At 67.2% G+C, this 13,699-nt stretch carries 10 protein-coding genes; 2 read left to right on the top strand and 8 right to left on the bottom strand.

Features of this window, described 5'->3' with window-relative positions; genetic code table 11:
• Nucleotides 1–7: 7 nt before the first annotated feature.
• The 5 genes from QE363_RS16640 to QE363_RS16620 all read right to left on the bottom strand — a co-directional run bounded on the left by QE363_RS16640 (nucleotide 8) and on the right by QE363_RS16620 (nucleotide 8,396).
• Complete coding sequence (locus tag QE363_RS16640) at nucleotides 8–2,761, bottom strand: TonB-dependent receptor domain-containing protein (protein ID WP_309697050.1); 2,754 nt, start codon at nucleotides 2,759–2,761, stop codon at nucleotides 8–10.
• Nucleotides 2,762–3,090: 329 nt separating this feature from the next.
• Nucleotides 3,091–5,223: an NAD-dependent DNA ligase LigA gene (ligA, locus tag QE363_RS16635; protein ID WP_309697048.1), complete on the bottom strand. Its 2,133-nt coding sequence runs from the start codon at nucleotides 5,221–5,223 to the stop codon at nucleotides 3,091–3,093.
• Between the two features lie 92 nt (nucleotides 5,224–5,315).
• Complete coding sequence (locus QE363_RS16630) at nucleotides 5,316–5,444, bottom strand: hypothetical protein (protein WP_307100476.1); 129 nt, start codon at nucleotides 5,442–5,444, stop codon at nucleotides 5,316–5,318.
• A 137-nt stretch (nucleotides 5,445–5,581) separates the two neighbouring features.
• Nucleotides 5,582–7,246, bottom strand: coding sequence for a DNA repair protein RecN (gene recN, locus QE363_RS16625; RefSeq protein ID WP_309697046.1), 1,665 nt, complete (start codon nucleotides 7,244–7,246; stop codon nucleotides 5,582–5,584).
• Nucleotides 7,247–7,460: 214 nt separating this feature from the next.
• Entirely contained in the window at nucleotides 7,461–8,396 is a 936-nt protein-coding gene (locus QE363_RS16620) for an outer membrane protein assembly factor BamD (protein ID WP_307100473.1), read from the bottom strand.
• A gap of 180 nt (nucleotides 8,397–8,576) precedes the next feature.
• On the opposite strand from QE363_RS16620, the gene QE363_RS16615 reads away from it, so the two are divergent.
• A complete protein-coding gene (locus QE363_RS16615; protein ID WP_309697043.1) occupies nucleotides 8,577–9,401 on the top strand; it encodes a phosphoheptose isomerase in 825 nt (274 codons plus the stop codon).
• 61 nt (nucleotides 9,402–9,462) lie between these two features.
• Here QE363_RS16615 and QE363_RS16610 read toward each other — a convergent pair whose 3' ends face one another.
• Nucleotides 9,463–10,908 carry a S41 family peptidase gene (locus QE363_RS16610; protein ID WP_309697041.1) on the bottom strand — a complete coding sequence of 482 codons (1,446 nt, stop codon included), beginning with the start codon at nucleotides 10,906–10,908 and terminating at the stop codon, nucleotides 9,463–9,465.
• A gap of 234 nt (nucleotides 10,909–11,142) precedes the next feature.
• On the opposite strand from QE363_RS16610, the gene QE363_RS16605 reads away from it, so the two are divergent.
• Nucleotides 11,143–12,339: a glycosyltransferase gene (locus QE363_RS16605; protein ID WP_309697039.1), complete on the top strand. Its 1,197-nt coding sequence runs from the start codon at nucleotides 11,143–11,145 to the stop codon at nucleotides 12,337–12,339.
• Here QE363_RS16605 and QE363_RS16600 read toward each other — a convergent pair.
• Together QE363_RS16600 and secF are read right to left on the bottom strand one after the other, a co-directional pair.
• Nucleotides 12,321–12,704 carry an Mth938-like domain-containing protein gene (locus tag QE363_RS16600; RefSeq protein WP_307100466.1) on the bottom strand — a complete coding sequence of 128 codons (384 nt, stop codon included), beginning with the start codon at nucleotides 12,702–12,704 and terminating at the stop codon, nucleotides 12,321–12,323. The two genes, QE363_RS16605 and QE363_RS16600, sit on opposite strands and share 19 nt — an antisense overlap.
• A gap of 9 nt (nucleotides 12,705–12,713) precedes the next feature.
• Entirely contained in the window at nucleotides 12,714–13,694 is a 981-nt protein-coding gene (secF, locus tag QE363_RS16595) for a protein translocase subunit SecF (protein WP_309697037.1), read from the bottom strand.
• Nucleotides 13,695–13,699 lie beyond the last annotated feature (5 nt).

The following is a 13,699-nucleotide window of genomic DNA, read 5'->3' as shown; positions in this document are numbered from 1 at the left end:
TCGGAACTCAGAACTGCGTGTTGAGCGACACGATCAGTGCGCGGGGCGAACCAATCTGGACGAAGGGCAGCGACGACACGACGTTCGCCGTCTGACCGGCCTGACCCATGCCGCCGACATAGAAGGTGTTGAACACGTTCTGCAGGTTCAGCTGGATGTAGGTCTTGTCGGTGCCAATGCCGGTCCAGCCCAGCGAGATACGCGCGTCCAGATCGACGGTCGTGTAACCTGGCGCATAGGCACCATAGGTCTGGTACTGGATACCGCGCGTGCCGGTGAACGACGCGGGCACGTTGGAGACGGTCGGGCAGACATTGTTGATCAATGCGACCGTGCAGGCGAACTGCGGCAGGTTCTGGTCGTTCAGATAACGACGGCCGGTCCGCTTGGCTTGGACGCCGAGGTCCACCGGGCCGAGTGTGGCCTGGACGCGACCGCCCAGCGTGTAGACGGGCGCACCCGATTCCCGCTTGCCAGCGGTCAAGGCGTAGGTCGGCGCTCCCGCCGTGGTGCAGTTGGTCGTCGTATTTGCTGCGGTCAGCGTGGTTGGGCAGCGACCGAGCACGACGTCGTTCTTGATCTCCGACTTCATGTACGAGCCGAAGACGTAGAACAGCAGTTCATTGATCGGGCGATAGGCGATCGAACCGTCGATGCCATATTTGTCGACACGGCCCAGGTTGCGATAGATGGTCTGCTGGGTGTCGACGTCATAGGCCGAGGCCAGACGGTTGCTGAACTTGGTGTACCACAGGCCGACCTGCGCCTGAAGGCGATTGGTGGTGTAGCGCGCGCCGAGGTCGAAGTTATCCGAAAATTCGGGCTTCGGGTTGGCCGCTTCGGTGTTCGCGGGATAATAGATTGTCTGGTACAGATTGTCCGTACCCGGGACCTGAAAACCGCGCGAGTAGTTACCGAAGACCGAGGCGCTGCCGTCGAAGCGATAGGTGAAGCCTGCGCTTGGAAGAACGCGGTTGTACTTCAGAACACGCTGCTGCGGCACTGCATAGCCGGTCACCGTATTGGTGGCGGCGTTGTACGAATAGGGGTTCTGCGCGGCATAGGCAGCATTGGCTGCATCATTGCCCCGACCCAGACAGTCAACATTGCCGCCGCCCGAAGTGACGAAGCAGAAGTTGTTCAAGTCGCGCTTGAACCACGGAGCGCGGACGCCAGCCTGCAGCGTCAGCGTATCGTCGAGAAACTTACCGGTATATTCACCCGAAACCTGGTCCAGGATCGCGAACGACTGGCGATCACGCTTCTGTACCGCAAAGCCATTGGCTGCGAGGATGGGGTTGTTGATCGGGAAAACGTCGAATGGCGGACCATTCAACTGGAGATAGCCCAGTTCGCCGGTCTGGCGATGACGAGCATATTCATGCGTGTAGGCGACACGGAAAGTCTGACCAGGCGCGAAATCGTAGCGGAGCGACGAGATCAGGCCGTAACGATGGGTGACGGTCTGGCTGGGAGCCAGCAGGGTGACGCCGCCGTTCGTGGTGGTCGTGCCGGTGGTCGACGTGCGATCCAGCACATCCCCGTCGCCATTCAGATCACGGCCGAAATAGTAGTTGTTGTTGATGAAGCCGTAATAAGTGACGCCGTTGCGGACAAAGCCACCTTCCTGGCCGCGCACGGTGCCGCCGCCATTGGCCTTGGTATACTGATAATAGGGATCCGCCGACAGGATCAGGTTGTCAGCCAGCGTGAAACGCGAGTTGATGCGGATATTGGCGGTGTTCGAGGGGTTGTAGCGCTCGTCGAAGCTGGTGCCGCAGCTGTTCGGGACGTCGTTCACACCTGCTTGCGGCGTGTCGATCTGGCAGCGCGCGACGTTGTACGGCAGTTCATCGCGGCTGTTGGGGAAGCGGTTGCTCGAACCCGTGCCAGCCGTGCGGACAGCACCGGTCACCAGCGTCGGGGCAGCGGCATTTGGACCGCTGCCGCCGGTCGAGGTGAACACGTTGGTGTCTTCACGCAGCGGAGCCGAACCGAAGAAGTTGTTGCGGTTCTGATTGTAATGGCCCGACACAGCGATGAAGTCGCCGTTGCTGCCGATCGGCTGATAGACCTTCGCGTTATACTGCTGCTTGGCGATCTTGCCGTAATTGTTGAACACGACGTTGTTCGTCGCGCTGCTGCCCGCAATCCAGGCCTTGGTGCCCCACGGCGTGAAGACGCCCGTGTTGACCATGCCGAAAACGCGGAAGAAGCTGTAGTCGCCGACTGATCCGACCATGCGCGCGCCGAACGTGTCCGAGGGCATCAGGCTGCGATAGTTGACGGTCGAACCGGTCGCGGCGGCGGTCGGCGAGTCGACGTCGGTGGTGCCGAGATTGACGTTGACCTGCTCGATCAGCTCGGGGTCCAACTGCTGGTTGGAATAGATTGCATAGTTGCCGGTGTCGTTCAGCGGTATGCCGTCGAAGGTCTGGCTGATGCGGGTCGAATCAAAGCCACGAATCGTCAGCGTACCACCCGCCGATCCGAAGGGATCGTTGTTCTGGAAGCTGACGCCCGGCAGGTTGTTGATGATCTCATTGACGCTCTGGCCCGGCGTCTGGCGGCTGATGAACTGCTGGGTCAGGACCGCCTTGTTGCGGGTGGTGTCGACCGTCTTCACGCCGCCTACGCTGTCGTTGCGGCTGCCGGTGACGACGACGTCCTCAGCATCGACCGAGCCCGTCGACTGCGCGGCGGCCGCCGCAGGAATGGCGAGCGCGACGATGGCCGCGCCCAGGAAAAGCGAATTACGCATAGATAAAAGGTCCCCTTTTCGCGCGAAGCGGCGCGGTCCGGCCGTGTTTTCCGGCTCGGTTGAGCGTGCCCCTGACTGACGAACATTGCCGTTATGTGACAAAGTTCACGCTTACGACAGGGGGGTGATCACTCAATTGCCGGGCGTTGCAGTTTGGCAACGGTAATGGGAGCGATCACAGCGCCATCGCATTCGGATCGCGGCAATTTTCCGGTTCGCAAGGTTCCAGCGGCGCGGTCGGTGGCGACACGCAAGGGCCGATAAGGGCGCTCGACCGTCGTTGCGAAGGTGACGCCGCCGTCATGATTCGGCGGCGGCGTCGCGCAGGGTCAGCTGGATGCGACGAGGTCGTTCCAGGCGGCTTCGTCGATTACCCGGATGCCCAGGTCCTGCGCCTTTTTCAGCTTCGATCCGGCGCCCGGCCCGGCGATGACCAGGTCGGTCTTGGCCGAGACCGATCCCGAGACGCGCGCGCCCAGCGCCTCCGCCTGGGCCTTGGCCTCGTCGCGCGACAGGGTTTCGAGCGTGCCGGTGAAGACCAGCGTCTTGCCGGTGACCTCCGACTCGCGGGTCTGGTGAACGGTGTCGGCGGGCGTCACCTCGCCCAGCAGGTCGTCGACGACCGCGCGGTTATGCTCCTCGGCGAAGAAGTCGAGCAGCGCATCGGCGACTTCGGGGCCGATCTGGGGGGTGTCGATCGCGGCGACGATGGCGCGCTGGCGGCGCAGCTCGAACTTGCGCTCGGGCTCGCCCAGCGCGGGCACCGTTTCGGCGCGGACCTGAAGCGCGGCGTCGATCATCGCGCGGAAGCCCGCCATCGACACGAAACGCCGCGCCAGATCGCGCGCGGTGATCTCGCCGACATGGCGGATGCCCAGCGCGAAGAGGAAACGGTCGAGCGATATGTCGCGCCGCGCGTCGATCGCCGCCAGCAGCTTGTCGACCACCAGTTCGGACATGCGCTCGCGCGCGATCAGCGCCTCGCGGTGCCGGTGCAGCCGGAAGATGTCGGCGGGCGAGGCGATCAGGCCGTCGCGGAAGAAATCCTCGATCCGCACCAGGCCCAGCCCGGTGATGTCGAAGGCATGGCGCGAGACGAAATGGATCAGGCGTTCGACGCGTTGCGCCGGGCAGATCAGCCCGCCGGTGCAACGGATGACGACCTCGCCCTCCTCGCGAGTCGCCAGACTGCCGCATTCGGGGCAGTGATCGGGGAAGGCGAAGGGCTCGCGGGCCACGTCGCGGGTCAGGTTCTCGACGATCTGCGGGATGACGTCGCCCGCGCGTTGCAGGACGACTCGGTCGCCAGGGCGCACCCCCAGCCGCTCGATCTCGTCGGCATTGTGCAGCGTCGCATTGGTCACGACCACGCCGCCGACCGTCACCGGCTCCAGCCGCGCGACCGGGGTCAGCGCGCCGGTGCGGCCGACTTGGATGTCGATCCGCTCCAGCGTGGTCTGCGCGCGCTCGGCGGGGAATTTGTGCGCGATCGCCCAGCGCGGGGTGCGCCCGACGATGCCGAGCCGCGCCTGCCAGTCGAGCCGGTCGACCTTGTAGACCACGCCATCGATATCGAAGGGCAGGTCGGCGCGCTGCGCCTCGATCGTGCGATAGATGGCCAGCGCGGCGGCGGCATCCGGCACGCGGGCAAAGGCGTCGGCGATGGGAAAGCCCCAGCGGCGCCAGGTCTCGACCATGTCGAACTGGCTGTCGACCGCGACCTCGCTCGCCTCGCCCCAGCCATGCGCCAGGAAGCGCAAGGGGCGGCCCGCCGTGATCGCGGGGTTCTTCTGGCGCAGCGAACCGGCGGCGGCGTTGCGCGGATTGGCGAACTGGCGCGCCTCCTTGCCCGTCTCGGCCGCCTCCTGCGCCAGCTTGGCGTTGAGCGCGGCGAAATCGGCCTTGCTCATATAGACCTCGCCGCGCACCTCGAACACGCCCGGCGCGGGGATGGTCTGGGGGATGTCGGCGATGGTGCGGACATTCTCGGTCACGTCCTCGCCGATCGCGCCGTCGCCGCGGGTCAGCGCCTGGACCAGCCGTCCGTCGACATAGCGCAGCGAACAGGACAGGCCGTCGATCTTGGGCTCGGCGGTCAGCGTGACGGGCGCGTCGTCGGGCAGCTTCAGATAGCGGCGGACGCGGCCGACGAATTCCTCGACCTCCTCGTCGGTGAAGGCGTTGTCGAGGCTGGTCATCGGCCGGGCATGCGCGACCTTGGCCAGATGCGCGGCGGGGGCGGCGCCGACCTGGACGCTGGGCGAGTCGCTCCGGACCAGATGGGGGAAGGCCGCCTCGATCGCGGCGTTGCGGCGGACCAGCGCGTCATAGTCGGCGTCCGAAATCTCGGGCGCGTCCTCGGTGTGATAGAGGCGGTTATGATGCGCGATGTCGCGGGCGAGCGCCTCCAGATCGGCGGCGGCTTCGAGATCGGTTTGCGGCAGGGCGGGGAGGGCAGTCACGCCGCCGTGCTAGTCCACCCCCCGCCGGAGGATCAAGACCGCGATGACGTCAGTCCGACGTCGCGAGGAACGGGCGTATCTTGGGGATGGCGCTATGCCTCGTCATAGCCATGGGCGATCAGCCATGACCGGGCCTGTTCCAGATGGATGCCGACCATCGGCAGGTCGAGTCGATCCGCCAGCGCCAGGCAGGAACGCAGTCCCGCCACCAATGCCGTCATATCGTTTGCACTGGGCGGAGCGGGCGTGAAAGGCAGAGTGACGGGCATGCGATGAATCCGTTGAAGGCGTGCGCAAGGATCGAACGCATCGCCTTCATAACTGATCGACATCAGATATAAAATCGAATTGGCGTCGCCTACAGCGTTTCGAGCAGTCGGTCGGCCTGGGCGCGGGCTTCGTCGGTGATCGTCGCGCCCGACAGCATACGCGCAATCTCCTCGCGCCGTTCCGCTTCGCTCAAGGCGCGGACCCCGGTGCGGGTGACGGTGCCGTCATGGCTCTTGGCGATCAGCAGATGCGCCGCGCCGCGCGCCGCCACCTGCGGGCTGTGGGTCACGACCAGCAACTGGGTCCGCCGCGCCAGCCGGTGCAGCCGGTCGCCGATCGCGGAGGCGACCGCGCCGCCGACGCCGCGATCGATCTCGTCGAAGATCATCGTCGTCGCGCCGCCTTCCTCGGCCAGCGCGACCTTCAGCGCCAGGATGAAACGCGACAATTCGCCGCCGCTGGCGATCTTCATCAGCGGGGCGAAGGGCGCGCCGGGGTTGGTCGAAATCTCGAACTCGACCCGGTCCTTGCCCGCTGCCGACCAGCCGGACGGCTCGACGGTGGCGACCACGGTGCGGAATCGCGCGGCGTCCAGCTTGAGCGGGGCGAGTTCGCTCTTCACCGCCTGATCCAGCCGCTCGGCGGCGGCGGCGCGCGCCTTAGAAATCTGGGCCGCGGCCTTGTCATAGGACGCGCGCGCGGTCGCGACGGCGGCCTCCAGCCGACCGATCCCCTCTTCGCCCGCATCCAGCCGCTCCAGCCGCCCGCGCAGCTGCTCGGTCAGCTCGGCCAGGTCGTCGGGCTGGACCCGGTGCTTGCGTGCCATGCCGCGCAGCTCGAACAGCCGGGCCTCGTCCTCCTCCAGCGCGCGGGGATCATAGGCGAGCTCGCGATGCGCATCGGCCAGCCGCTCTTCGGCCAGCGACGCCTCGATCACCGCGCGGTCGATGGCCGCCAGCGCCTCGGCCAGCGCGGGGTGATCCTCGCCGATCCGTTCCAGCACGCGGGCCGCCTGGCGAAGTCCCGCCAGCGCGCCGTCGGAGCCCTGCAAATGGTCCTCGATCGCGGACAATTCGCCCGCGATCTTTTCCGAACGCTGCATGGTGCGCCGCCGGTCGGCCAGCGATTCCTCCTCGCCCGGTTCGGGAGCGAGCCTGGTGAGTTCGGCGACCGCATGTTCCAGCCATTCGCGGTCGCGCGCCGCCGTCTCGATCTCCTCGCGCGCGGTGGCCAGCGCCGTCTCCGCCTCGCGCAGCTTGGTCCAGGCGGCGGCGACCGCGCCGGTGTCGATCCGCCCGAAACTGTCGAGCATCATCCGGTGGCCGCGCGGGTTCAGCAGCCCGCGATCGTCATGCTGGCCGTGGATCTCGACCAGGAAGGGCGCGATCTCGCGCAGCAGCGCGGCGGAGGCGGGCTGGCTGTTGACGAAGCCCCGGCTGCCGCCATCGGCCTTGACCTGACGGCGGACGATCAGCGGTTCGCCCGGCTCGACCGCGATGCCCGCATCGTCGAGGATCGTGGCGAGGCGGCTGTCGGGGGCGGGGGGCTCGAAGCTGGCGGTGACGATCGCCTGGCCCGCGCCATGGCGGACAAGGCCGCTGTCGCCGCGCCCGCCAAGGGCCAGGCCCAGCGCGTCGAGCAGGATGGATTTGCCGGCGCCCGTCTCGCCCGTCAGGACGCCCAGGCCTTGGCCGAAATCGAGGTCGAGCGCCTCGATCAGCACGACATCACGGATGGACAGCGCGGTCAGCATGGGGCGCGATATAAAGCCAAATGCCGCGCGATGTTATCCCCCTGCGCGAAAATGATCCCGATTTGTTCGGGTGGGGCGCGATACATGGCCTTCCTCCCCTGCAAGAGAAGGGGGGTCAGCGAAGCTGACGGAGGGGGGCGCCCTGTCGAGCGCGCGACACCCCTCCCGTCAGGCCCTCGGCATGCCATCTCCCCTTGCGGGGGAGGAAAAGGGCTTAGCCGGTCGGCGAGCTGTTGTTGCCCGTCGGGGTCGGGCGGCCCGGTGCGGCGGCGCTGGGGGTGGCGTTGCCCGCGCTGCCCGGCAGGGTGACATTGACCGAACCCGGCGTGCCCTGCGGCACCACGGGCTGGCCCGGCTGGATCGGCGGGATCGTCTCGACCGGATATTCGCGCATCAGCTTGTAGGCGCGGTTATACCAGTCGCTGCCCGGATAATTGGCGCCCAGCACGGCGGCGGCGCGTTCCGCCTCGGGACGCACGCCCAGCGCCAGATAGGTCTCGGTCAGCCGCAGCAGCGCCTCGGGCGTGTGGCTGGTCGTCTGGTACTTGTCGACCACGGTGCGGAAGCGCATCGACGCGGCCAGCCACTGGTGCCGGTCCTCGTAGAAGCGGCCTATCTCCATTTCCTTGCCCGCCAGGTGATCGTTGACCAGATCGACCTTCAGCCGCGCATCGGCGGCATAGCGCGAATTGGGATAGCGGCGCATCAGCTCGCCCAGCGCGTCGAGCGCCTGGCGGGTGATCTTCTGGTCGCGGGTGACGTCCTGGATCTGCTCGTAATAGCCGAGCGCGATCAGATAATAGGCATAGGGCGCGTCGCGATTGCCGGGATGGACCGAGATGAAACGCTGCGCCGACTGGATCGACTGGGTATAGTCGCGGCCCAGATAATAGCTGAACGCGCTCATCAGCTGCGCGCGGCGGGCCCAGATCGAATAGGGGTGCTGACGCTCCACCTCGTCGAACAGCAGCGCGGCCTCCTTATAGCGGCCCTGATCCAGCCGGTTCTTGGCGGCGGTATAGAGCGTGCCGACGTCGCGTGCGACATAAGGCAGGTCGGTGCGGGTACGGTTGCGGGCGCAACCCGCGATCGGAAGGGCCAGAGCGGCGATGAGCGCCAGCGACAGCGCACGGGAACGGGGGTTACGCATCGCGCATGTCCTTAGCGCAGCCGGACGGCGGGGAACAGTCCTTCCGCACATGCGTCTGCGACGGATGCGAAACGACGCGGCTTGCCATCGACATATGGGTCGCGGCATGGGCGGGGCAGGGCGGAACGGCCCATGGCGCCGACGGTTTTCCCGTCGCCCGATCGGAAGGAAGATAGACCCATGCCCGCCACGCTGCTCCATACCCACCGCGTCGAAAAGCCCTGGGGCCGCCATACCCTGTATCCCGGCTTCGAGGATGCGCCCGCCGACGGCGCGCCGATCGGCGAGGTCTGGTTCCAGGCGCCGGGCGACACCTCGCCCGACCTGCTCATCAAATATCTGTTCACCAGCGAGAAGCTGTCGGTCCAGGTCCATCCCGACGACGAACAGGCCCATGCCCGTGGCCTGCCGCGCGGCAAGGACGAATGCTGGACCATCCTGACCGCCGAGCCCGATTCGACCATCGCGCTGGGCCCCAAGGCGCCGATGACCAAGGAACAGCTGCGCGCCGACGCCCGCGACGGCTCGGTCGAGGCCGATCTGGACTGGGTGCCGGTCAAGGAGGGCGATTTCTATTACGCGCCGTCGGGCACCATCCATGCGATCGGCGCCGGGCTGACGGTGATCGAGGTGCAGCAGAACAGCGAGACCACCTACCGCCTCTACGACTATGGCAGCGACCGCGAGCTGCATCTGGAGGACGGGGTCGATGTCGCGCATCTGACCCCCTATCAGCCGATCGTCTCGCCGGGGCCGGCGGGCGAGGGGCGCGATATCCTGGTCGAGGGGCCGAAATTCGTGCTGGAACGCTGGGCGGCGGGCGAGCACGCCGTGGCGCTGCCCGAGGGGCGGACGGCCTGGCTGATCCCGATCACCGGATCGGGCGAGGTCGCGGGCGTCGCGTTCCAGGCGGGCCAGTGCCTGACCGTCACCGGCGCCGAGACAGTGACGCTGTCGGGCGACGGCGATGCGCTGTTCGCCTATGCGGGGACGCAGCGGCTGTAAGCCGGAGGTCCTGGACGGAAAAGCGCCCCTCCCGCCTTATGGCCGGAGGGGCGTTTTCGTATCAGAACAGGCCCGGCACGTCGCGCTGCGCGACCGAGGGGCGTTCGGGCTGGAGCAGCTTGCGCGCGCCGCCCGACAGCGATTGCGCCGTCGCGGTCGAGGCGCTGATCGGAGTGCAGGTCTTGCCCTGGAGGAAGTCCAGCGCGGCGCGGGTCGAGGCTTCCTGCGGATCGCCCATCTTGCGGGTCAGGTCGTCGCCCGCCTTGCAACTGGCGGGCACGACGCTGGCCAGGCCGTTATAATAGCCGCCCTGCTGATTGGCGTTCTGGATCGAGATCGCGATGACGCGCAGCCGGTCGTCGCACTCGCTCTTGTCGAGCGCGATCTGCCCCACCGGCTTGCCATAGGTGTTGGCGCCGATCAGCCCGCTATTGGACCCCATATAGGGCAGCGTCCGGTTCACCACCAATTCGCTGGCCGAGGCGGTGCCGCCCGTGCCGATGAAGGCGAGCCGGGTCGGTACGATCGATTCGGACTGGGGCGCGAAATAGGTGGTGGTGTTGTTCGACGCCTTGCTGGCGCGGAAGGCGGTATAGCCCATCACGTCCGACGTCTGGCGATTGCCGCCCAGCAGGTTGTTGAACAGGTCGGCAATGGTGATCGCGCCGCCGCCATTATAGCGCAGGTCGACGACGACCTGGGTGATGCCCTGCTGCTTGAAGGTGGCGAAGGCGGCGCGCAACTGCGGATCGGCGGTGCTGATGAAGGTGCGCAGGTTGATATAGCCGTAACGCTGGCCGTTCTCGACGATCACCTGGGTGCCGTAATTGGGCGACACCGGCTGGAGCGTGAAGGCCGACTTGGTCAGCGTGACGGTGCGGACATTGCCCGACGTGTCGGCGACCTGGAGCACGCGGGTCGTGCCCGCCGTATCGGGACCGAGCGCGTTGGACAGGCCGTTGTTCGGATCGGCGCGAACGATGTCGGCGATCGACTGGACATTGGCGGTCGTGGTGCCGATGCCGCGAATCTCGGTCCCGCGATCGATTCCGGCGGCCAGCGCGGCGCCGCTCTCGAACGACTCGGCGACCATCAGCCTGGTCTGCGAGGCGTCGGCGGTCAGGCGGAAGCCGAAGCCCGCATCCGCACCCGAATTATAATAGGCATCCTCCTCCTTGATGGAGGTGATGTAGGTGAAATAGCGATCCTTGCGTTGCGCCCGTGCGGTCGCGGTCAGCGCGTCGATATAGTCGCTGACGGTGGAATAGGGGGTCGGGTCGAGGCTGGCGGGCAGCGTCTCGGGGAAGAGATACCATTCGTTCATCTGCGCCGCGACCCAGTTCTGTCGGTTGCGCAGCGAGCAGCCGTTCGTCGCGGTGCCGCTCGAGCCGCTTCCCGAGCCGCCCCCGCCCGAAGGGGTGATCGTGTTCGACCCGCCATCGCCGCCACAGCCCGCCAGCGTCGCGGCCAGGGCCAGCATCGTGCCCAAACGTCCGAATCGCGTCATGAAATGTCCCACCCTGTTGGTCTGGACTGGATAGCCCATGGCCGTAACTGTGTCAGGGACGATCTGTCGCGTTGATGAACAATTCTTAACTGTGGCGAGTCAGGATGGGTATTTGATCGCGCAAGATGATCGCATGTCCATCATCTTTCGCGGCCATGGTTTTTGCCACCACCCGTTTCCGGGCTAGGATGAGCGTCGCGCATCGTGGGCGCGCCGACCGGAGTTGAAGGATTGATGCTGAACGTCCTGACCCTGTCGAGCCTGTTTCCCGATGCGACGCGCCCGAATTTCGGCATTTTCGTCGAGCGGCAGACGGCGGCGCTGGCGCAGCGGCCCGGTGTTTCGGTGCGCGTGGTCGCGCCGATCGGCTTGCCCGTCTGGCCGCTGGCGCGCGCCGCCCGGTTCCGGGCGCAGGCCGCGCTGCCGGTGGCGGAGACATGGCATGGGCTGTCGGTCGCGCGGCCGCGCTTCGTGACGCTGCCGGGCACGGGCGGGCGGTTCCATGTCGCCGCGCTGGTCCGGGCGCTGTGCCCGCTGCTCGACCGGCTGTGGGAGGAGCAGCGGTTCGACGTGATCGATGCCTCCTTCTTCTTTCCCGATGGTCCGGCGGCGGTGGCGCTGGGGCGGCGCTATGGCGTGCCGGTCTCGATCAAGGCGCGGGGCGCGGACATCCATCATTGGGGGCGGGCCCCGGCCACCCGCCATCAGGTCGCCAGGGCGGCGGCGCGGGCCGACGGGCTGTTGGCGGTCAGCGATGCGATGGCCGACGACGTCGCCGCGCTCGGCGTGGCGCGACAACGGATACGGGTCCATCATACCGGCGTCGACCAGGCGATCTTCCAGCCGATCGACCGGCCCGCTGCCAAGCAGGCGCTGGGAATCCGGGGGCCGCTGGTCGTCTCGCTGGGCGCGCTGATCCCGCGCAAGGGACATCATGTGGTGATCGATGCGGTCGCCCGGCTGCCCGGCGTCGAGCTGTTGATCGTGGGAGAGGGACCGGAGCGTGACGCGCTCGCAGCGCAGGTCGCACGGCTGGGCATGAGCGAGCGGGTGCAGCTGGTCGGCGGCATCCCGCACCAGGCGCTGCCGCCGCTGCTGGGAGCGGCCAATGTGATGGCGCTGGCCTCGGCATCCGAGGGGCTTGCTAATGCCTGGGTCGAGTCGCTCGCCTGCGGGACGCCCATCGTCATCACGCCGGCGGGCGGGGCGGGCGATGTGGTGACCAGCCGCACGGCGGGGCGAATCACCGCGCCCGAGGCCGAAGCCTTTGCGGATGCGATCCGCGATGTGCTGGAGCAGGCGCCCGACCCCTGGACGGTGCGCGCGGCGGTGCGCGACTTCACCTGGGCGGCCAATGCCGCGGCGCTTCACTCGCATCTGGCGGGGCTGGTCGCGCGCCGCCAGGCGGCCGCTCAGGCGTCGAGCGGGTAGAGCGCGGCGACGATCTTGCGCCCCTCGGAGCGCAGCACGCCCCAGGCGCGGGCGGCGGCACGGCTGTCCATCGCCTCGACGCCCAGTCCGCGCGCCTCCAGCGCCTCGATCAGCGCACGCGGCGCCCGACGCAGCGTCGCGCCCGTGCCGAGCAACAGGAATTCCGGCGCCTCGTCGATCAACGACGCCACCGCCTGTGCATCCAGCGCCTCGAAGGGCGGCGGGCTCCACGGCTCATGCCAGTCGGGGGAGAGCAGCAGCGCAGGGTAGGCGATCTCCCCGACCCGGAAGCCCGTGGCGGCAAAGCCACGGACGATCGGGCCGGGGGCGGTCGGATCGCGGGTGATGCGGATCGAGTCGCTCATGCGCCCGGCTCACCCCTCTCGCGGGGTGATGCGCTCGGCGTCGGCGATGCTGCGCTTGTCGGTCGTGCCGGGCTTTTCGCGGTTCGGCTCGGCGCGCAGGCCCAGCGTGATGAGCAGCGAGGACGAGACGTAGATCGACGAATAGGTGCCGACCACGATGCCCAGGATCATCGCCGCGGTGAAGCCGCGCAGCACATGGCCGCCCAGCAGCAGCAGCGCGATCAGCGCCAGCAGGATCGTGACCGAGGTCATGACCGTGCGCGGCAGCGTCTCGTTCACCGACAGGTTGATGATCTCGCGCATGTCCATCTTGCGATAGCGGCGCATATTCTCGCGGATACGGTCGTCGATCACGATCTTGTCGTTGATCGAATAGCCGATGATGGTCAGGAACGCCGCGATGATCGTCAGGTCCAGCTCGAACCGGGTGATCGCGAAGAAGCCCAGCGTGACGAGAAGGTCGTGGACGATGGCGACGATGGTCGACACGCCGAACTGCCATTCGAAGCGGAAGATGGCGAACAGGCCGATGCCCAGGATCGCCAGGACGACCGCCAGCACGCCGTGCTTGATCAGCTCGCCCGACACCTTGCCCGACACCGTGTCGTAACGGCTGAAGGTCGCGCCGGGGAATCGCTGGCCCAGCGCGGTCTCGACCTTGCGGACGACGGCGTTGGTCGCGCCTTCGTCGTTGGAGGCCGGGGCGGGCAGGCGGATGCTGATGGTCCGGCCGTCGCCGACCGTCTGGATATTGGCTTCGCCGACGCCCAGCCCGTCGATGACCGAACGTACCCGGTCGGCCGAGGGCGGGGTGGGGAATTTTTCCTCGATCATCAGGCCGCCGACAAAGTCGACGCCCAGATTGAGACCTCTGGCGAACGTCACGCCGACCGCCAGCAGGGTGAGCGCGAGCGTCAGCCCGAACGCCCAGCCGCGCAGGCGGACAAAGTCGATGTTCGTGTTGTCGGGGACGAGTTTCAGGAGGCGCATGATCT

The sequence above is a fragment of the Sphingomonas sp. SORGH_AS_0870 genome (assembly GCF_031453175.1).
GTDB lineage: Bacteria > Pseudomonadota > Alphaproteobacteria > Sphingomonadales > Sphingomonadaceae > Sphingomonas.
The sequence above is the reverse complement of the archived record's forward strand: the minus strand, read 5'-3'. Positions and strand labels throughout refer to the sequence as shown.

Bases quoted from the DNA above. Each gene is read 5' to 3' on its own strand.
- recN (WP_309697046.1), bottom strand. From the start codon at position 7,246: ATGCTGACCGCGCTGTCCATCCGTGATGTCGTGCTGATCGAGGCGCTC.
- QE363_RS16615 (WP_309697043.1), top strand. From the start codon at position 8,577: ATGCCCGCCACGCTGCTCCATACCCACCGCGTCGAAAAGCCCTGGGGC.
- QE363_RS16610 (WP_309697041.1), bottom strand. From the start codon at position 10,908: ATGACGCGATTCGGACGTTTGGGCACGATGCTGGCCCTGGCCGCGACG.
- QE363_RS16620 (WP_307100473.1), bottom strand. From the start codon at position 8,396: ATGCGTAACCCCCGTTCCCGTGCGCTGTCGCTGGCGCTCATCGCCGCT.
- QE363_RS16630 (WP_307100476.1), bottom strand. From the start codon at position 5,444: ATGACGGCATTGGTGGCGGGACTGCGTTCCTGCCTGGCGCTGGCGGAT.
- QE363_RS16640 (WP_309697050.1), bottom strand. From the start codon at position 2,761: ATGCGTAATTCGCTTTTCCTGGGCGCGGCCATCGTCGCGCTCGCCATT.
- secF (WP_309697037.1), bottom strand. From the start codon at position 13,694: ATGCGCCTCCTGAAACTCGTCCCCGACAACACGAACATCGACTTTGTC.
- QE363_RS16605 (WP_309697039.1), top strand. From the start codon at position 11,143: ATGCTGAACGTCCTGACCCTGTCGAGCCTGTTTCCCGATGCGACGCGC.
- QE363_RS16600 (WP_307100466.1), bottom strand. From the start codon at position 12,704: ATGAGCGACTCGATCCGCATCACCCGCGATCCGACCGCCCCCGGCCCG.